Annotated in this window: 22 protein-coding genes and 1 other annotated feature; of the genes, 7 read left to right on the top strand and 15 right to left on the bottom strand. The window is 69.0% G+C overall.

Features of this window, described 5'->3' with window-relative positions; genetic code table 11:
- Positions 1 to 61 precede the first annotated feature (61 nt).
- From AC57BS_RS01135 to istB, 4 genes are all read left to right on the top strand, one after another.
- Entirely contained in the window at positions 62 to 388 is a 327-nt protein-coding gene (locus AC57BS_RS01135) for a hypothetical protein (RefSeq protein WP_496409711.1), read from the top strand.
- A gap of 75 nt (positions 389 to 463) precedes the next feature.
- Positions 464 to 563: a sequence feature (AL1L pseudoknot), on the top strand.
- The gene (locus tag AC57BS_RS01130; RefSeq protein WP_496409710.1) at positions 503 to 736 is read left to right on the top strand and encodes a hypothetical protein; all 234 of its coding nucleotides are present in this window, start codon (positions 503 to 505) and stop codon (positions 734 to 736) included. Its footprint overlaps the feature before it by 61 nt.
- Before the next feature lie 908 nt (positions 737 to 1,644).
- The gene (gene istA / locus AC57BS_RS01125) at positions 1,645 to 2,886 is read left to right on the top strand and encodes an IS21 family transposase (RefSeq protein ID WP_496409709.1); all 1,242 of its coding nucleotides are present in this window, start codon (positions 1,645 to 1,647) and stop codon (positions 2,884 to 2,886) included.
- The gene (istB, locus tag AC57BS_RS01120; protein ID WP_496409708.1) at positions 2,886 to 3,686 is read left to right on the top strand and encodes an IS21-like element helper ATPase IstB; all 801 of its coding nucleotides are present in this window, start codon (positions 2,886 to 2,888) and stop codon (positions 3,684 to 3,686) included. The genes istA and istB overlap by 1 nt, the downstream gene beginning before the upstream one ends.
- 512 nt (positions 3,687 to 4,198) lie before the next feature.
- Here istB and AC57BS_RS01115 read toward each other — a convergent pair.
- From AC57BS_RS01115 to merA, 5 genes are all read right to left on the bottom strand, one after another.
- Complete coding sequence (locus AC57BS_RS01115; RefSeq protein WP_496409707.1) at positions 4,199 to 4,654, bottom strand: cytochrome c biogenesis CcdA family protein; 456 nt, start codon at positions 4,652 to 4,654, stop codon at positions 4,199 to 4,201.
- A 2-nt stretch (positions 4,655 to 4,656) separates the two neighbouring features.
- Entirely contained in the window at positions 4,657 to 4,971 is a 315-nt protein-coding gene (locus AC57BS_RS01110; protein WP_496409706.1) for a TlpA family protein disulfide reductase, read from the bottom strand.
- A 238-nt stretch (positions 4,972 to 5,209) separates the two neighbouring features.
- Positions 5,210 to 5,515: a mercuric ion transporter MerT gene (merT, locus tag AC57BS_RS01105; RefSeq protein ID WP_496409705.1), complete on the bottom strand. Its 306-nt coding sequence runs from the start codon at positions 5,513 to 5,515 to the stop codon at positions 5,210 to 5,212.
- 28 nt (positions 5,516 to 5,543) lie between these two features.
- Positions 5,544 to 6,203, bottom strand: a complete 660-nt coding sequence (gene merB, locus AC57BS_RS01100) for an organomercurial lyase MerB (RefSeq protein ID WP_496409704.1) — start codon at positions 6,201 to 6,203, stop codon at positions 5,544 to 5,546.
- Between the two features lie 42 nt (positions 6,204 to 6,245).
- Entirely contained in the window at positions 6,246 to 7,670 is a 1,425-nt protein-coding gene (merA, locus tag AC57BS_RS01095) for a mercury(II) reductase (protein ID WP_496409703.1), read from the bottom strand.
- Between the two features lie 106 nt (positions 7,671 to 7,776).
- On the opposite strand from merA, the gene AC57BS_RS01090 reads away from it, so the two are divergent.
- Entirely contained in the window at positions 7,777 to 8,166 is a 390-nt protein-coding gene (locus tag AC57BS_RS01090) for a heavy metal-responsive transcriptional regulator (protein ID WP_496409702.1), read from the top strand.
- A 123-nt stretch (positions 8,167 to 8,289) separates the two neighbouring features.
- Here the strand turns inward: AC57BS_RS01090 and AC57BS_RS01085 are convergent, their stop codons facing one another.
- From AC57BS_RS01085 to merB (AC57BS_RS01045), 9 genes are all read right to left on the bottom strand, one after another.
- Positions 8,290 to 8,514 carry a hypothetical protein gene (locus tag AC57BS_RS01085; RefSeq protein ID WP_496409746.1) on the bottom strand — a complete coding sequence of 75 codons (225 nt, stop codon included), beginning with the start codon at positions 8,512 to 8,514 and terminating at the stop codon, positions 8,290 to 8,292.
- A complete protein-coding gene (locus AC57BS_RS01080; RefSeq protein ID WP_496409701.1) occupies positions 8,495 to 8,632 on the bottom strand; it encodes a hypothetical protein in 138 nt (45 codons plus the stop codon). Before AC57BS_RS01080 ends, AC57BS_RS01085 begins: the two co-directional genes overlap by 20 nt.
- A 304-nt stretch (positions 8,633 to 8,936) precedes the next feature.
- The gene (locus AC57BS_RS01075; protein ID WP_496409700.1) at positions 8,937 to 9,398 is read right to left on the bottom strand and encodes a thioredoxin-like domain-containing protein; all 462 of its coding nucleotides are present in this window, start codon (positions 9,396 to 9,398) and stop codon (positions 8,937 to 8,939) included.
- Between the two features lie 265 nt (positions 9,399 to 9,663).
- Positions 9,664 to 9,930 carry a hypothetical protein gene (locus AC57BS_RS01070; RefSeq protein WP_496409699.1) on the bottom strand — a complete coding sequence of 89 codons (267 nt, stop codon included), beginning with the start codon at positions 9,928 to 9,930 and terminating at the stop codon, positions 9,664 to 9,666.
- Positions 9,931 to 9,939: 9 nt separating this feature from the next.
- Positions 9,940 to 10,311 (bottom strand): ArsR/SmtB family transcription factor, encoded by a 372-nt coding sequence (locus tag AC57BS_RS01065; RefSeq protein ID WP_496409698.1) that lies wholly within the window; start codon positions 10,309 to 10,311, stop codon positions 9,940 to 9,942.
- A gap of 46 nt (positions 10,312 to 10,357) precedes the next feature.
- Entirely contained in the window at positions 10,358 to 11,296 is a 939-nt protein-coding gene (locus AC57BS_RS01060) for a cytochrome c biogenesis CcdA family protein (protein WP_496409697.1), read from the bottom strand.
- Positions 11,293 to 11,874 carry a TlpA family protein disulfide reductase gene (locus AC57BS_RS01055; protein WP_496409696.1) on the bottom strand — a complete coding sequence of 194 codons (582 nt, stop codon included), beginning with the start codon at positions 11,872 to 11,874 and terminating at the stop codon, positions 11,293 to 11,295. The genes AC57BS_RS01060 and AC57BS_RS01055 overlap by 4 nt, the downstream gene beginning before the upstream one ends.
- A gap of 62 nt (positions 11,875 to 11,936) precedes the next feature.
- The gene (merT, locus tag AC57BS_RS01050) at positions 11,937 to 12,287 is read right to left on the bottom strand and encodes a mercuric ion transporter MerT (RefSeq protein ID WP_496409695.1); all 351 of its coding nucleotides are present in this window, start codon (positions 12,285 to 12,287) and stop codon (positions 11,937 to 11,939) included.
- Positions 12,288 to 12,465: 178 nt separating this feature from the next.
- Positions 12,466 to 13,113, bottom strand: coding sequence for an organomercurial lyase MerB (merB, locus tag AC57BS_RS01045; protein ID WP_496409694.1), 648 nt, complete (start codon positions 13,111 to 13,113; stop codon positions 12,466 to 12,468).
- A 359-nt stretch (positions 13,114 to 13,472) separates the two neighbouring features.
- Here merB (AC57BS_RS01045) and lnt point away from each other — a divergent pair, with 359 nt between their 5' ends.
- Positions 13,473 to 15,098: an apolipoprotein N-acyltransferase gene (lnt, locus tag AC57BS_RS01040; protein ID WP_496409693.1), complete on the top strand. Its 1,626-nt coding sequence runs from the start codon at positions 13,473 to 13,475 to the stop codon at positions 15,096 to 15,098.
- 304 nt (positions 15,099 to 15,402) lie between these two features.
- Here lnt and AC57BS_RS01035 read toward each other — a convergent pair whose 3' ends face one another.
- A complete protein-coding gene (locus tag AC57BS_RS01035; RefSeq protein WP_496409692.1) occupies positions 15,403 to 15,762 on the bottom strand; it encodes an ArsR/SmtB family transcription factor in 360 nt (119 codons plus the stop codon).
- An 85-nt stretch (positions 15,763 to 15,847) separates the two neighbouring features.
- Here AC57BS_RS01035 and AC57BS_RS01030 point away from each other — a divergent pair, with 85 nt between their 5' ends.
- Positions 15,848 to 17,164 (top strand): NAD(P)-binding domain-containing protein, encoded by a 1,317-nt coding sequence (locus tag AC57BS_RS01030; protein ID WP_496409691.1) that lies wholly within the window; start codon positions 15,848 to 15,850, stop codon positions 17,162 to 17,164.
- Positions 17,165 to 17,268 lie beyond the last annotated feature (104 nt).

The raw sequence follows: 17,268 nt of genomic DNA, 5'->3' as shown, positions 1-17,268 counted from the left end.
ACCAGCCTGCGGTCTCGTCTGCGCGGCGACGGGGACAGTGCTGATGCCTACAGTCGCCCCGATGACGCAAAACTGGGTGCGTCGCGCCCTCGGCCACCTGCTGACCGGCACGCTCGCGACGCTCGGAGCCTTGAGCACAGCGTTAGGCGCCGGGCTGTCGATGATCGGTCTGTGCTGCACCCCCCTGGCGGCTACTGCGGCGGCGGGTGGCGCTGCCGCCGGAGGCGGCGCTGCCGTCGCGCCCACCACCTGGCCGTTCTGGACTGTAGGCGCGGTGCTGCTGACCGCCGCCATGCTGTGGCATCGACGGCGCCGGGTCGGCGCCGTGTGTCGGGCCCGCCGCGCTGGCCCAACGATGGCGCCGAGGGCGGTCGCGGCGGGCGAGTGAGGGCGAGGAGATCGGGGCGCTGAAGAAGCGCGTGGCCGAGCTAGGACGGGCCAACGAGACCCTCAAGAACAGCCCCACGTTTATCGCCCAGGCGGAGCTCGACCGCCGACTCAAGTGATCGTCGATTACATCGAGACCTACAAGTCTTGGTTCGGCGTCGAGCCGATCTGCGCCGGGCTGTCCGAGCGCGGTGCCTCGATCGCGCGTTCCACCTACTACGAGCGCCGTCGGCAGCCAGTGACAGCTGCTGAGTTCGAGGAGGCCTACCTGGCCAACGTGTTGATCACCCTGCACACCGAGAACTGGGGCGTCTGCGGCGCTCGCAAACTCCACAAGGCAGCTCGATGAGCCGGGATCGACGTCGGTCGCGACCAGGTCGCCCGGCTGATGCGGATTGCGGGGATCCACGGCGCCGTGCTTGGCCGGCACCGCACCCGCCACGACCGTCCGGGACACCGCCACGGTGCGGCACCCCGACCTGGTCAAGCGCCGCTGGGATGACCCGGCCGGGACCGACTGTGGGATCCCGAAGGTCGTGCTGGCCGACCGGAGGGGCTCCTTGAAGGGGCGGTGGTCGCGAACGTGGTGGTGCCGACCCGGGACTACGTCCGGTTCGCTGCGCATTACCGGTTCCGCCCGGACTTCTGCGGGGCTGCCGGTCCGGAGCCGAAGGGGGGTCGAAGAGAACCTGGTCGACTATGCCAAGAGCGACCTGATGGTGACCCTGGAACCCACCGACGACCCGTGGAAGTCTCCGGGCTCGGACTTGCCCGGGTCAACGCCGCTGCCGCGGTCTGGTGCGCCGGCCCGGCCTCGGTCGTGGTTGGGGTGGGGGCGGTCATGTGGGATCTCCCTACGGCGACGATGGGTGTTGGCAGGCGCAGCAGGACACATTGGCGTCCGCAGCGAAGTTCCGGGGCGGCCAGTTCGCGAGCCTCGGCCGTGCGCAGATGCGGATTACCGGGCTAGGTAGGCGCCGGTCAGGACCAGGCCGCGCGGTGTGAGCGGGACGAGGGGTGGGGCTGCCACGGTCCTGGTCAGTCCGGCAGTCCGGCAGTCCGGCAGTCCGGCAGTCCGGCAGGACAGTCGGCGCGGTTGGGGTGGACAAGGGGGTTCCCTCCGTGTCGGACGGTGGTTGGTTGTCCTCTCGCGGATGTGCGGGTCAGCAGCGGTGGCGCTCGTCCGTATGTCGACGACGCTTGAAAACGAGGCCATAGCGACGGTCGAAAACGAGGCCACCCAGACAGATTGGATGGGTGATCTCTGTGGAGGATTGGGCTTTGATCCGGCGGCTGGTGGCGGATGGTGTTCCGCAGCGTCAGGTCGCGCGGGACTTGGGTATCGGGCGGTCGACGGTGGCGCGGGCGGTGGCCTCGGACGGGCCGCCGAAGTACGAGCGGCCGGCGGTGTCGACGGCGTTCGCGCCGTTCGAACCGGCGGTGCGGCAACTGCTCGAGAAGACGCCGGACATGCCGGCGACGGTGATCGCCGAGCGGGTCGGCTGGACGGGGTCGATCACGTGGTTCCGCGACAACGTCCGGCGGCTACGTCCTGAGCATCGACCGGTCGACCCAGCGGACCGGCTGACTTGGCTGGCCGGGGACGCGGCGCAGTGCGACTTGTGGTTCCCGCCGAAGAAGATCCCACTCGAGGACGGCTCGAAGGTGCTGCTGCCGGTCATGGTGATCACCGCGGCGCACTCACGATTCATGGTCGCGAAGATGATCCCGACTCGGCATACCCAGGATCTGCTGCTGGCTATGTGGGAGTTGCTGCAGACCCTGGGCCGCGTCCCGCGGCGGCTGATCTGGGACAACGAATCTGGGATCGGCCGTGGCAAGCGGCACGCGGACGGCGTCGGTGCGTTCACCGGCACCTTGGCCACCACGCTGGTCAGGCTCAAGCCCTACGACCCCGAATCGAAGGGTCTGGTCGAACGCAGGAACGGGTTCTTCGAGACCTCCTTCATGCCCGGCCGGGAGTTCGCATCGCCGGCCGACTTCGACGCCCAGTTCGGCGACTGGCTGGCCAAGGCGAACGCGAGGGTGGTGCGCACGATCAAGGCCAGACCGGTCGACCTGCTCGACGCCGACCGGGCGGCGATGCTGCCGCTGCCCCCGGTCGCACCTGCAGTGGGATGGGTCAACCGGGTCCGGCTGGGGCGTGATTACTACGTCCGTGTCGACAGCAACGACTACTCGGTCGACCCGAACGTGATCGGAAGGTTCGTCGACGTCCTCGCGGACCTGGCTCGGGTCGAGGTCCGTCACGACGGGCGCTTGGCCGCGTCCCATGACCGAGTCTGGGCACGCGGGATGACGGTCACCGACCCCGCACACGTCGCCGCTGCGAAGGTGTTGCGGGAGCAGTTCCAAATGCCCCGACCTGCCGCGGATCCCGACGAGGAACTCGGGCGGGACTTGGCTGACTACGACCGGGCCTTCGGCCTGATCGACGGCGGGCTCACCGATGGCGCTGCGGACGGCGAGGTCGCTTGATGGGCACGAAGAGGAACACCGACGCCACCGAGGCACTCAAGCAGCTGACCTACTTGGCGGGTGCGTTGAAGGCGCCCCGGATCACCGAAGCAGCCGGCCGACTGGCTGATCATGCCCGCGACGCCGGCTGGACCCATGAGGAGTACCTCGCCGCCGTGCTCGACCGTGAGGTCGCCGCCCGGAACGCATCAGGCGCACAACTGCGGATCCGTGCCGCCGGGTTCGCCGCCAGGAAGACGCTCGAGGAGTTCGACTGGGACGCCCAACCCGCCGTGCGCCAGCAGATCGCCTCCCTGGCATCGGGCGGGTTCCTCACCGAGGCACGCAACGTCGTGCTGCTGGGACCGCCCGGCACCGGCAAGACCCACCTGGCCACCGGTCTAGGGATCGCCGCCGCCCACCACGGCCACCGGGTCTTGTTCGCGACCGCGACCGAGTGGGTCACCCGGCTCACCGAAGCCCACCGCGCCGGCCGGCTGCCGAACGAGCTCGCGAGGTTGCGGCGCTACGGGCTGATCATCGTCGACGAGGTCGGCTACCTGCCCTTCGAGCAGGACGCCGCGAACCTGTTCTTCCAGTTGGTCAGCAGCCGCTACGAACACGCCTCGCTGATTCTCACCAGCAACCTGCCCTTCAGCGGCTGGGGCGGTGTCTTCGGCGACCAGGCCGTCGCCGCAGCGATGATCGACCGCGTCGTCCACCACGCCGACGTCCTCACCCTGAAGGGCGCCAGCTACCGGCTACGCAACCGCGGGATCGACACCCTGCCCAGCATCAAGACCCAAGACACGGCAGACTAGACAGCACGAACCGGTGGCCTCGTTTTCGAGCGTCGGATCGGCCTCATTTTCGAGCGTTGCCGACACCGTAGTCGGCTCTTGGGCGCCCCGACGGTTTTGGGTCGAGGTAGTGACCAGGCTCGTGTCGTGAACTTTGGCCCGTCGCCCCGCGATCATGGCGCCGGTGGCCGCGGTTAGGATGATGAGGCCGGCGACCAGGGCGAGTGGTGTGGCGTGGGCCTGGATCCAAGTCGAGGCGGTCGCGGCGATGCTGGCCAGCCCGCCGGTACGTCCGGTGGTGACTGGGCCGCCGTGGAGTGCGGGGTACCAGTACCAGGCCAAATAGGCGTCGGTGAGCAGGGGGACGGCCGCGGTGGCCCGTGGTCCGTAGCGGGCCACGGTGCTGGCCTGGCGGTCAGCGCGGCACCCGCCAGACCGGTCATCAAAGCGAGCAGGAGCAGCAGCGTGGCTGACACGGCTGCGTACGTCGCGAAGACGAGCAGCAGGCCGGCGAAGCTGGCGGTGGCCTGGGCCTAGGCGATCACGGCGAGCAGCACCCCGAAGGTGCACGACATCGAGGCGGCGGCGTAGCCGACCCCGAAGCCCACCATGCGGGTGGTGGTGAGCCCTTCGGTTGCCCGGCCGGGGATCCGGGGCAACCGAAGGGACAGTGAGCGGCCGGCGAGCATCGCTGCTCCGAGCAGGAGCAGCACGATGCCGATGGCGAAACCGAGTGCGGGGGCGGCCTGGATGATCCACCGGGCCCCCGCGCTGATCAGGAGCCCGGCGAGCGCGAGGGTGCCGGCGAATCCGAGGGACAACGCCGCCCCGGCGCGCATGGCACGGAGCACCCGGATCGGGGCCGGTGCGCCGTGCGAGCTCGGGTCGTCCAGGGTGTGGGTGATCCAGGCTGGCAGCAGCGCGAACCCGCACGGGTTGACGGGTGCGACCATCCCGGCGACGAAGGCAAGGGTGAGCAGCGGAGTCATGGTCAGGCGCCGGCCTTTTCCAGTTCAGCGGTGATCGTCTGCGCTGCGGGGTCGGTGCCGCGGAAGGTCAGCTTGCCGTCGGCGTCGATGACGATGAGCGTCGAGAGCGATGCGACCTGGAACCGCTGGGAGACCGCGGCACCGGCGTCGATCGCGGGGGGAACGTGCTCGGCGTCGACGTAGTCCATGAAGTCGCTGATCAGGTCCTTGGACTCGCCGGGATCCATGTCGATGGCCAGGAACTGCGCATCGACTCCCGCCTCCTCGGCGGCCGTGGCGGCCGTGGCGGCCTCGCCGAGTTCACCGACTCCGATCACGCATTCCCCGCATCCGACCGAGAAGAGGACACCGCGGTGGGCTTGTCGGTGGCGGGCAGCGCGATCTTCTGGCCGTTGATGCTGCTCACGGCGACTGTGCCGTCCTTGCTCGCTGAGCCGTCTGTTGCGCTGAGTCCACAGCAACCGGAGCCGCATCCGGTGAGGGTGAGGACAGCGACGCTGGTCAGGGCGGCGAGCCCCGCAGCGGTCCGGCGGCGGGAGCGGGAGCGGGGGTGGGTCACCGGGTGGGTCCGTCAGTGGTGTCGTGGATGGTGCGGTCGGTGGTGTCGCTGGTGTGCGTGGGCGGGGCGCAGCAGGAGTCCGTGCTGTCGCCGCCGCTGCGGCGGGCGATGCCCAGCACGGCGAGGCCTAGCAGCGCGAGGCCGGCGCCCATCACCCACGGGTTGCGCAGGAGGCCGCCGATGCCGGTCAGGACGCCGGCTGCGACCAGGGCGGGGCCCGCGCAGCACAGGATCATCAGCAGCGCCGCGCCGCCGCCGAGCAGCAGCCCGCCGCCGGTGGAGGGGTCACGGTTGTCGTTCATGAACAGGTCTTCCTCGTGTCTCGGGTGTTCAGGAGCAACAGGAATCGGCAGCGGTGGCGGTGGGCTGCTGTGTCTGGTCCAGGAATCCGGCCGCGAGGTCGGCGCCGATCCGGTAGGCCTCGGCCACCGGCACCACCTCGGCGCCGGGGTGCTCGGCGAGCCAGCCGCCTGCGTCCTCGGCCGAGGCGAAGAAGTGCACCTGGTTGCAGAAGGACGAGCGGATCGAGGTGATCTGCTCGGGGTTGACCAACGACACCACCGCCGTGGCCGGTTCGATGCTGGTCACCCCTGCGTCCGGGTCGATCGTGACCCGGATGGTGTCGCCACTGACGGGGGAGACCGACTCCACCCGTGCCGCGCGGCCGAGGAGGGTGGGGAAGATGAGGGTGTCCAGCGCGCACCAGGTGTAGAGCTCCTCACCGGCCACGGTGAACCGGTGCGGGGTGGGGCGCAGTGTGAGGCCCTGGCCGATGATCCGGCCCTGGTCGTCGTACTCGGTATCCGGCACCGCGGCCAGGACGGTGCGTACCTGATCGAGGGTGCGGCCCGCAGCCGCGGCGAGCTGCGCGAGGGTCACCGGGTCGCCCTCGACAAGCAGTCGCAGCAGCGGGACCAGCAGGCCGGCGTCGAGACCGGTCTCCTGGGTCTGGGTGAGTCGATCGGTGAGTTGGGTGCTGAGGTCGGACATGACGGATGCCTCCTGTGTGAGTGGGTGCTGTCTGCGTGCGGGTCAGGCGCAGCAGGACAGCTTGGAGATGTCGGTGGAGAAGGCCTTGGCCACGATCCGGATACCTTCGGCCATGGTCAGGTAGGGCGCCCACGCGTCGGCGACCTCGGTGACGGTTTTGCCGAGCACATGCACGCCGGCGGCCGCGAGCTCACCGGCGTCCTTGGCGACCGCGGTCAGGCCGAGGATCTCGCCGGTGTCGGCATTGAGGACCATCTTGATGAAACCGCGGGTGTCGCGGTTGACCAGCGCCCGGGGCACGTAATGCAACGGCAGGACCCGGCAGTCGCAGCGGATCCCGGCCTCAAGGACCTGGGCCTCGGTCATGCCGACCGACCCGATCGCCGGACCGGTGAACGTGACTCGCGGCAGCCGGGTGTAGTCCACCGACCTGTCGGCGTCGGTAAAGGCGTTCTCAGCAACCAGGGTGCCGTGGTAGGCGGCGACGTAGACGAACTCGGGGTGACCAGTGACATCCCCGGCGGCCCAGATCCTCGGGTTCGAGGACTGCAGCTGGTCGGTGACAAGGATCTCGCCGGCCTCGCCGGCCTTCACCTCGACGGCGTCGAGGTTGAGCCCGTCGGTGACCGGGCGCCGACCCAATGCGACCAGGACCTGCTCGGCGCGGAACTCCTGGACGCCGCCGGAGACCTCCGCTGTTGCGACCACCTCTCCAGTCGACTCGTCACGGGTGATCGCGGAGACGACCGCCCGGCGTACCACGCGGATCCCTTCGTCGGCGAAGACCTCCTGCAGCGTCCTGGAGACTTCCGGCTCCTCCTTCGACGCCAGCCGGGAACGCACCAGCAGGGTCACCTTCGACCCGAGTCGGGCGAACAGCTGAGCCTGCTCCAGCGCGACGTAGCCGCCGCCCAGCACCAGCAGGGACTTGGGGACCTCGGTCAGCTCCATCGCCGTGGTCGAGGTCAGGTAGCCGGTCTCCTCCAAGCCGTCGATCGGCGGGGCCCAGGCCCGGGACCCGGTGGCCACCAGGTACTGCGGTGCCTCGATGGTCTCGACAGTCCCGTCGGCGGCGGTGACCTCGAGCACGGGAGCGTCCGGAGTGCCGGCAAACGCGGCGTCGCCGTGGCGGATCTGCCAGCCGTAGGAGTCGGCGACGTCGACGTACTTCTCGCCGCGCAGCGACTCGACGAGGTCCTGCTTGCCGGCCACCAGCGCCGGCATGTCCACCGCGGCAGCCGCTGCGGCGACGCCGGGGAACCGGGTCGATGCGTCCGCGGCCACATGGCGGGCCTCCGCGGCGGCGATCAGCGCCTTGGAGGGCACACAGCCGGTGTTCACACAGGTGCCCCCGAAGGTGCCACGCTCGATCATCACCACCGACTTACCCAGCCCGGTCGCGCGAATGGCGGCGGCGAACGCGCCGCCCCCCGATCCGATCACTGCCAGGTCATACGTCGACTGCATCCCGAAACCTCCCCGGTCTGGTTGGGCAACGGCCCCTGATACGGCAATACTGGTCCTTCCAGTACAGGGGAAGGTCAAGTGAGACCTGCGCCACAGGAGGTCACGAATGCGGATCGGGGAGCTCGCCGAGACCGTCGGCGCCACCACCAAGACCCTGCGCTTCTACGAAGAGCAAGGACTCCTGCCGCGCGCTGAACGCACGCCGAGCGGCTACCGCGACTACACGATCGAGACGATTTCCAGGGTCGACTTCATCCGCCGTGGTCAATCCGCCGGGCTCACACTCGCCCAGATCAAGCAGATCCTCGACATCCGGGATGACGGCCAGGCACCGTGCGGCCACGTGCGTGACCTGCTGGACACACGGCTGACCGAGATCGACCGGCAGCTCGCCGCGCTGACCGACCTCCGCGCCACAATCGCGACCCTGCGCGATCAAGCCGCCGACCTGGCGCCCGAGACCTGCACATCGGACCACGTCTGCCGCTATCTGTGAACAGTGAAGCAGAACACCGCGCGGTGAGATTCGAGCAACACATCGCCTGATGCGGGCTCGCTTCACCGTGTTCGACGCGTCGGACCGCCTCAGGCCCGGGGAAGCGGACGATCCGGCGCCGGCTCAACCTGCCACACCCCACCGCCGCCGCGTGGCCGGTCCCGGGTGTCGATGCGGACGCCCGGGCGGCGACCGGCGGTGAGGAGTGGGGTTCGGCGTGATGCCGCTTCCCGCAATCCGGCCCTGCTCGTCGAGCTCCACGCTTGGCAGTGTGGGCAGCACCTGCCGTACTTCCTCCACGTCACGGCCCGCGCTCGCCGCGAACTCCTCAGCAGACCGGGCGGCCAGGGGTCAGCAGGCCGAGCAGTGGGACCATCGCCCACTGCATGGCCTCGGCCTGCGGTGTGCGGGCGAGAGCCTCATCGAGGTCAGACCTCAACTGATCGAGCTTGGTGGGCATGGTCATCTCCCTTCCTTTGGTTCACCACCCAGGTGGGCCGCAAGCTCGCCATCCTGGTCCTGTTATCCGCCTGTCACGATACGTTACCCCGTGTCGAGACCAAGTCCTGAGTTCCTCAGCTGTGTGACCTGCTGGGGCCAGGAACCTGTGGATTGACCTGCGGAAACGCAGGTTTGGCCGGTGACACGGCGTGTCACTCGTGGGCATCTCCGGAAGTCCTGCGGGGGTTGGTGAGCCAGCGCGCCGGGGTCGTTGAGGTAGAGGCCGCGGGCGGTGTCGAGGGCGTCTTCCAGGGGTGCGGCCTCCGCCATCAGCCCCCGCCTCCGAAGCCGCCGGTGCACGGCGCGCCGGGCTCCGGCGTCTGGGGCCCCTGGGCGTACTTCGTGACGAAGTCGGCGAGGCGCTCGTCGGCCGGCCCCTCGAGGGGGAGCTGCACCCCCCACGCGGTGACCACCACCGGGGCGTCCATGCCCTCGACCGGGGAGACCAGCACGTACCCGTTGGTGTCGGCGAGCGCGGCGAGACCCTGCACGTCGGTCGAGGCGAGTGTGGGGTCATAGGCGACCCACACCGCCCCGTGTTCGAGGGAGTGGACCGCCATCGTCGGCTCGACCGGCTCGGTGTAGGCGCCACAGTTCATCCACACCGGTGCATGGTCCCCGCCGACCGGCGGGTTCTGCGGATAGTCGACGGTCCCCTCGACGTGGTTACGGCTCAGGCCCGGGTACTCGGCGACACCCTCCAGGTCGCCGGCCGTACCGGTCTCCGCCACAGGTCCGGTCGGCTTGTCTTCCCCGCTGCATGCGGCCAACGCCGTCAGGGCCAGCGACACGAGCAGGGACGCGGCGACCCGGCGACGCGCTCCGGTCAGCCTGTCGAGAATGCGGAGCGGCCGCGTTTGTCGTGGTGGGGGCGAAATCGCCACGAAAGTGACTCGTTTCTTTGGATGACCGGGACAGCGACGGGTGTCTGGGATTGGTGGGTGCGACTCGGCACCCACAAACCGGGGGACTAAAGGACCGGATGGCTGGGCTGGCTTATGCTGAGTGGTCCTCGTCCACATGGGCCTTGATGCCCAGATCGTGCAGGGCATCGAGCAGATCTACGACAGAAGGCGCCTTTTCCGCGAGGGCAAGGACGATGACACCGCTGGCCACGTCAAGGCTCTGCACGCGCACCCCGGGCCAGGAGTCCAGTTCCCCACGCGCCAGGTCGTCGGGCGCGACGGCCCCGCAGCACCCCGTGCCGGTCACCGGGACGTTCGCCAGATCCGGGACCATCAACTGCAGCAAGCGGGCCGGCACGGGCGTTACTTACGCCGGTTCGATCAGCGCGCACGCGGCCAGCGCAGCGGTGTTGTCCGCAGCGAGCCCGCGGGCGTACATCACCAGCTCGGCGACCCGCGGGTCCGTGACCCGGTACAGCGTGCGGCGTCCTTCGCGGCGCGCTTGCACGTAGCCGCAGTCGGCGAGACAGCCCAGGTGCGCGGAGACCCGGCTCTGGGCCAAGCCGATGTGCTCGACGCACTGACCGACCGAGTGCTCCTCGGTCAGCAGGTACTGCAGCAGGCGAAGACGGGAGGGATCGGCAAGGGCACGGAAGAACTTCGCTACCACCTCGACGCCCGCCTCCTGAGAGGGGAGCAGATTCGTGGCGGTGCTACCTACCTGGGCCTGCGGTGTCACCTGGTTCGTCCTCCCTTACGCATCGACAGTTGAGTGTATCTGGCTATCAGGATCCGTCGGCATCCAGCGCCTTGGCATCGCGACGCGGAGTCGCACAGCAGTCGTCGACGTCGGTTTTCACTCGATCGGCCGCTCGGCTGTTGCGTCGTGACCGAAGGGCCGCCGCGGCTCCTGCGACGGCGAGGATCAGCGCCACGATCGCGACCGTGCTCTGGTTCTCGTTCAGCCATCCGGTCAGCTGCGCGGAGATCCCCTCCGTGGCGGACCCCATCGACGGGCTGTTGCGGTTCCCAGTCAGGGCGGGGAGCCAGTAGATCACCAAGTAGATCCCAGACAGGACCAGGACCGCGCCACCGAGGCGAGTGACGACGGGCAAGAGGCCACGGATCTTGCGGGTGAGCGTCTCCTTGGCGAGCGCTGCTGCGATCGCCAAAGCGACGAGAATCGACGCTGCGCCGAGGGCGTAGGCGGCGAAGACGCCCAAGAGCTGCAACGGGTTGGCGGTCGCGGTGGCCTGAGCCACGACTGCGAGTAGCACCGCCAGGGTGCACGACAGTGACGCAACCGCGTAGGCCGCGCCGAACGCGACCAGCCCGCGGTAGCCAGTAGCCTGCTTGGCGCCCACGCCGGTGCCGCGCGTGAGACGGAACTGGATCTGGTGGCCGGTCAGGAACATCAGCCCAAGCACAACCAGGCCGACGCCGATCACCACGGCGGCCCAAGGCACCGCACCGACCAGCGACCGAAGTCCGACCGAGATCAACAGCCCAGCCAAGGTGAAGACCATGGCGAACCCGGCGCTGACGGCGAGCCCGACCATGAAGCCTTGACCGACGCGGGCGATCACGGACGGGGTTCCGGTCCGCTCAGCCGCGCCAGTTGGCGTCCCAAGGTAGTAGGCGAAGAAGGCTGGCAGCAGGGCGAAGCCGCACGGGTTTACCGTGGCCAGCATGCCGGCGCCGAAAGCGAACAGCAATCCGGTCATGACAGTCCCGCCTCCTGCAGGGCATTGCGCAGTGTCTCCCCATCGGTGGGGACGGCATCACGGAAGACGATGCGGCCTTCTGCGTCGATGATCACGGTCGTGTCCAGCGCTTGTACCTTGAGCGCCTGGGTCAGGGTGCCGTCACCATCGCGGATGAAGCCATACTCCGCGTCGGCCTCTTGGGCGAACTCGCGCACCAACTCCAGGTCGTCTTGGGGATCAGCATCGACTCCGAGGACTGAGACCTTGTCGCCGTACTCGTCATGGATTTCTCCGAGCGCCTGGGCCTCGGGGATGCAGGTGAGGCACCAGCCGGCCATGAAGAAGATGACGGCTGGCTTGCCGGGAGGAATCTCGAACCGGTCGCCAGCCGTAGTGGTGGCGCTGAACTGCGGTGCCTGGTCGCCAACCTCGGATCCGCCTGTCGAGGACAGCTCAATCTGCTCGGTCGGTGGCTGCTGCGCGCTGTTCGAGGTGCCGGCACCCTGAGACCCGCCCTGCGACCCGGCGCCGCGTTGGGTGGCGACCACGGCCAGGACGATCACGACGGCGACGCCGCCCGCAATCAGCCACGGCACGCGACGCCTCCGCGGCGAGTTCCCTGAGCGCGGGGGAGTGGCCTTGCGGCCCGTACTTTGACTCATCGGTGGCATTCCGTTCCCGTATTTGCGTGGTGCTCGGTCAGTGCTGGTCGGCTTCGGGGGGGGTGCTGGGTGATGCGAGTGGGATCAACGTCTTGATTCCGGTCGGGCGGACAGCAGGACTGGTCGAGCGACCCCCGGTGCCGGCGGACGAACACGATCAGCGCGGCACCGAGCAGCACAAGCCCCGCGATCACCACCGCCGGATTGGACAGGAACCCGCCGAGCGCGGCTAGGCCGCCGCCGACAAGCAGGGCCGGGCCCACGCAGCACAACACCATCAGAGCGACCGCGCCCACACCCAGCGCGGTGGTTCCCGGGGATCCTTGTTGCCTAGATTTCTGTGTCATCTGGAATTGCTCTCCTTCATGGTCTGGGCGCCCCAGTTCCAGCGGTGAAGCGCGCCGCGGTCGAACGAGTCCCTGACGCTGCCCACTGCCACGCCACGAGGCGCGAGGCAGGCCGCGACGCGGGGCGCGGCCTGCCGCGGCGACGCCGTGTGGTCGACGGAGTGCAGGGACCGCCAGGTCAACAACACGAACCGCCCGCTGAGTCAGTGAACCGGGCGACGGCCAGCCGCCGGCCCAGCTCGAAAGCCTCCGCGACCGGGACCACGGTGGCCTCCGGCCTCTGGTCCAGCCAACTCGAGGCGGCGTGCTCAGATGCGAAGAAGTGCACGTGGTTGCAGAACGACGACCGGATCGCTGAGACTTCGCTAGGGGTCACGATTGACACCACGCTGGTGGCTGGCTCTACCGAAGTAACGCCATCGGGGGTGACGCTGACCCTGACCGGCTCACCGGTGCCCTGGCATGGCGATTCGACCTGCGCTGCCTTGCCCAGGAGGCTCGGGAAGATCAGGGTGTCCAGGGCGCACCACGTGAACAGGGTCTGACCGTCGACGACGAACCGGTGAGGGGTGGGGTTCAGCGTGATGCCGCTTCCCACAACTCGTCCCTGCTCATCGAGCTCCACGCTCGGCAGTGTGGGCAGCACCTGCCGTACTTCCTCCACGTCTCGGCCCGCGCTCGCTGCCAGCTCCTCAGCAGAGACCGGGCGGCCATGGGTCAGTAGGCGGAGCAGTGGCGCCATCGCCCACTGCATGGCCTCTGCCTGCGGTGTCCGGGCGAAGGCCTCGTCGAGGTCAGAGCTCAACTGATCGAGCTTGGTCGGCATGCTCATTCCCTTCTCTTGGTTCACCACCGGTTGGGCCGGCGGACTCACCATCATGGTCCTCTTATCCGGCTATCACGATACGTTACCCGGGTGTCGAGACCAAGCGCGGCCAGCCTGGGAACAACTGCGGCGTCGCCTCACCGGGCTGCGGACGCCCTGCACGGACCGGCCTGCGACCAAGAAGTTGATCCGCGCCGCACGGCGACGGAATACGCAAGGGAAAGGGTCACCATGTGCAGGTGCCGCGGCAGCGAGGACACCGACATCGATCACTGGAGATCGGCGGGCCCAGCTCATCGGGGTCTGGTCAGTGGGTGTGGCGCAACTCCAACTCCTGGCCACCAGCGGATGGAACCCCGGTGAAGTCTGCCGCGGCCAAGACGACGAAAGCGTCACCGGATTCAACCGAGCCATCGCCATCGCCATCGCCGTCGCCGTCGCCGTCGCCGTCGTGTCGGGCGTCCGGGTCTCCGCCCGCGCACCTCGGCCCGGCGTCCGTCGCGGCTGCGCTCGGCGGGCTGCTCCTCGCGACGGCGTTCGATCCGATCGGCTGGACCATCGGCATGCTGGCGGGCCCGGCGTGCCTCATGATCGCTCTCCAAGGCCGCTCGACGCGTGCCAGCCTGCTGCTCGGCTTCGTGTTCGGAGTGGCTTTCCAGGCAGTGCTGCTCCTTTGGCTCGCGCAGTCGATCGGGATCGCAGCGTGGGTCGCGTTGACGTTGGTGCAGGCCTGCTGGTTCGGCATCCTGGGCCTGTTCGTGCGACTCCTGTCCGGGCTCCCCGGGGCCCCCGTCTGGTTTGCCGTGGGCTGGACTGGCGTTGAATCTGCCCGGTCTGCGTGGCCGTTTGGCGGCCTGCCTTGGGGACGTCTGGGGATGACGATGCTCGACACCCCATGGGCGGGGACGTTGCCCTACCTCGGGGTTACCGGGGTAGGGCTTGGCATCTCACTCGCCGCCGGCCTACTCGGCGCCACAGTCCGGGCACAGAGGCGCGGAAGGCCGTCGCCCCTCGCACCCTGCGCAGGCCTCGGTCTCGTCGTCGGGGTCGGCCTGGTGCCGGCGGTCGCGCCGTTCGACACACCAGACGGCGGCTCGATGACCGTGGCCGTTATCCAGGGCGGAGTTCCCGGCGACGGGAGACAGCTGGTTGCCCATCATCGGGAGGTCACAGACAACCACCTCGAGGCAACGCGCGAACTGGCACAGCTGGTCGAACTCGGGGCCAAGCCCCCGCCTGACCTCGTCGTGTGGCCCGAAAACTCAACTGCGGTGAACCCACTGACCGACGCCGTAGCACGGACGAGCATCGAGGATGCCGTGGCGAGCGTCGGGGCGCCCGTGCTCGTCGCCGGCATGGTGGACGGTCCGACCTCCAAGACTGTCCTCAATCAGGGGATCGTCTGGACGTCGGACGGTCCCACCAGGTCGCGCTACACCAAGCAGCACCCAGTTCCGTTCGGTGAGTACATCCCCTTCCGGAACGTGCTCGGACGGGTCTATCCCCGCCTAGACGAGGTCCCTCGCGATATGCTCCCAGGGAACTCTTCGACGCCCCTGACTGTCAGTGGGGTCCGCGTGGCCGACGCGATCTGCTTTGACGTGGCCTTCGACGACGTTCTTGCTCCCCAGATCCGGCGGGGGGCCCAGTTGATCGTGGTCCAGACGAGTAACGCGAGCTTCACGGGAACCTCCCAGCTGGATCAGCAGTTCGCCATCAGCCGTGTCCGAGCCATCGAGACCGGGCGCGCCATCGCGGTCGCGTCCACCAACGGCATCAGCGCCATCATCGGACCCGACGGGTCGGTAGCAGAGCGCGCCCCGCTCCGCGGGACCAGTGTCCTCGTCGCACCGATGCCGCTTCGAGACACCCTCACCCCCGCCGTCAGGTGGGGCCGGGCCACGGGGAATGCCGTCCTGTTCCTCGGGCTCGCCGGCCTGCTGCTCGCCGGCCTTCGGAGTTTCAATAGCCGTCGGTCAAATTGACCCAGCGGCGGACTTGACCACCGCAGACCGAGGCTCCTCACCCGGCTCAGGTCCGGCCCCGTCGCTGCGGCCTTTGCGGTCGAGGCGCATCCGCTCCCGCCGGGCCGGTGTGGACCCACGGAGACGATACGCGCCATCCATGAGATCGCCAGGGGTAGTCGCCTGCGCTCACTCCAAGACTGCACCGAGGTACTGGTCCGCGGGGAAGCGAGCCGCCTCATCAGCGGTCCAGCGGGGCGCTTGCTCTGTGGAAACAACGCTCTCGTGCCGCGCGCCGATAAGTTATCTTCCGTCCGCCACCGCGTCATTGCCCAGCGGGCCTGAGTGCGGCCGCAAGTGAGGCGAGCCCGGATGGGACGACTCGGTAGTAGGCCCACTTGCCTCGTTGCTCTCGCGTGGCCAGCCCGGCTTGGACGAGGACTTTCATGTGGTGCGAGACGGTGGGCTGGCTGAGCCCGACGGGCTCGGTCATGTCGCAAACGCACGCTTCACCTTCGGGTGCGGCGGCGATCATCGAGAGCAGCTTGACTCGGGTCGGGTCGCCTAGGGCCTTGAACATCCGGGCGAGGGTCTCGGCTGACTCGTCGCTGACGATGCCCGCCGTCATGGGCGAGCAGCAGGCGGCGAGGTCAGCGGACTGAATCACCGGGAGAGTCGAGGGCATGGATACCATGCTGGCCCATCCATTGACATTTGTCGATGTGTTCGTACGATGGTCGCATCGATGATCGTGAATGTGAGGAGTTGGAATGAGTGATCTGCCTGTCGTGGTGATCGGCGCCGGCCCGCAAGGATTGGCGGCTGCCGCGCATCTGCTGGAGCGCGGGCTGGAGCCGCTCGTGCTGGAGTCCGGCCTCGAGCCGGCCTCCGCGGTCGCCGAGTGGGGCCACGTCCGTTTGTTCTCGGCCTGGCCCGAGCTGGTCGACGGCGCGTCGGTCCGGCTGCTCGAGCCGACCGGCTGGACGGCGCCGAGCCAGGGCTACCCGACGGGCGCGGAGTGGATCGACGGCTATCTGGCCCCGCTGGCCAAGGCGCTAGGGGAGCGGGTGCGGTACGACGCCCGGGTCACCGGCGTCTCCCGCAAGGGCCGCGACCGTCTCGTCGACGCCGACCGTGCCGAGCAGCCGTTCACGATCCACCTCGTCGACAGTGACGGCGTCGAGTCACGCCTCGAGGCGCGCGCCGTGATCGACGCCTCCGGCACGTGGCGCCGCCCCAACCCGGCCGGCGCAGACGGACTGCCGGCACTGGGTGAGCGGGTCACGGGGGACCTGATCTCGTACCAGGTGCCCAACCGTGCGACGTCCGAGCGGTACGCCGGCAAGCACACCGTCGTGGTGGGCTCGGGCGACTCGGCGTTCAACGCCATCCACGAGCTGGTCCAGATCGCGGCCGACCATCCGGGCACTCGGATCACCTGGGCGATCCGCCGTGTCGTCAGCGACAGCACCTTCGGTGGCGGCGCGGCCGACGACCTACCTGAGCGCGGTGCGCTGGGTCAGCGGGCCAAGCGGGCGGTGGAGTCTGGCGCGGTCGAGCTCGTGACCGGGTTCCGCATCGCGGAGATCCGCCGAGACACGGACACGACCGTGCTGGTGGGGGAGGACGGCAGGGAGGTCCCGGCCGCGGACACCGTGGTGGTGCTGACCGGGTTCCGTCCTGATCTGTCGTTCCTCTCCGAGATGCGACTCGACCTCGACCCAACCTTGGAGGCGCCGCGCAGGATTGCCGCCGAGATCGACCCGAACATCCACTCGTGTGGGTCGGTCCAGGCCACCGGCGCCGCGGACCTCGCGCAGCCCGAGCCCGACCTCTACCTGGTGGGGATGAAGTCCTACGGTCGGGCGCCGACGTTCCTGGCGCTGACTGGCTACGAGCAGGTGCGCAGCGTGGTTGCCGCGCTCGCCGGCGACCACGAGGCGGCGGCCCGGGTCGAGCTGGTGCTGCCCGACACCGGCGTCTGTGGCGGCGCCGGGGTCTTCGACGACCCGGAGAGTGCGGGCGGCGGCTGCTGCGCACCGGCGCCCGCCGTGCTGGAGATCGGACGGGCTCCTGTCAGCCTCTGACCTCACCGAGGCGGGGAGCCGGCCGCGCACCCGGGTCGGCTCCCCGCACCCGGCGGGTGCTGGACGGATGCTGGTTGCGCTCTGCGTGAGCGTGACGGTCAGCT

It is taken from the genome of Nocardioides sp. BGA-UO-ETr-FS32 (genome assembly GCF_059567905.1).
The sequence above is the reverse complement of the archived record's forward strand: the minus strand, read 5'-3'. Positions and strand labels throughout refer to the sequence as shown.

Coding starts and splice junctions, on each gene's coding strand:
- AC57BS_RS01135 (WP_496409711.1), top strand. CDS start 62: ATGACGCAAAACTGGGTGCGTCGCGCCCTCGGCCACCTGCTGACCGGC.
- istB (WP_496409708.1), top strand. CDS start 2,886: ATGGGCACGAAGAGGAACACCGACGCCACCGAGGCACTCAAGCAGCTG.
- AC57BS_RS01115 (WP_496409707.1), bottom strand. CDS start 4,654: ATGACTCCGCTGCTCACCCTTGCCTTCGTCGCCGGGATGGTCGCACCC.
- merT (WP_496409705.1), bottom strand. CDS start 5,515: ATGAACGACAACCGTGACCCCTCCACCGGCGGCGGGCTGCTGCTCGGC.
- merB (WP_496409704.1), bottom strand. CDS start 6,203: ATGTCCGACCTCAGCACCCAACTCACCGATCGACTCACCCAGACCCAG.
- merA (WP_496409703.1), bottom strand. CDS start 7,670: ATGCAGTCGACGTATGACCTGGCAGTGATCGGATCGGGGGGCGGCGCG.
- AC57BS_RS01090 (WP_496409702.1), top strand. CDS start 7,777: ATGCGGATCGGGGAGCTCGCCGAGACCGTCGGCGCCACCACCAAGACC.
- AC57BS_RS01080 (WP_496409701.1), bottom strand. CDS start 8,632: ATGACCATGCCCACCAAGCTCGATCAGTTGAGGTCTGACCTCGATGAG.
- AC57BS_RS01060 (WP_496409697.1), bottom strand. CDS start 11,296: ATGACCGGATTGCTGTTCGCTTTCGGCGCCGGCATGCTGGCCACGGTA.
- merT (WP_496409695.1), bottom strand. CDS start 12,287: ATGACACAGAAATCTAGGCAACAAGGATCCCCGGGAACCACCGCGCTG.
- merB (WP_496409694.1), bottom strand. CDS start 13,113: ATGCCGACCAAGCTCGATCAGTTGAGCTCTGACCTCGACGAGGCCTTC.
- AC57BS_RS01035 (WP_496409692.1), bottom strand. CDS start 15,762: ATGCCCTCGACTCTCCCGGTGATTCAGTCCGCTGACCTCGCCGCCTGC.
- AC57BS_RS01030 (WP_496409691.1), top strand. CDS start 15,848: ATGAGTGATCTGCCTGTCGTGGTGATCGGCGCCGGCCCGCAAGGATTG.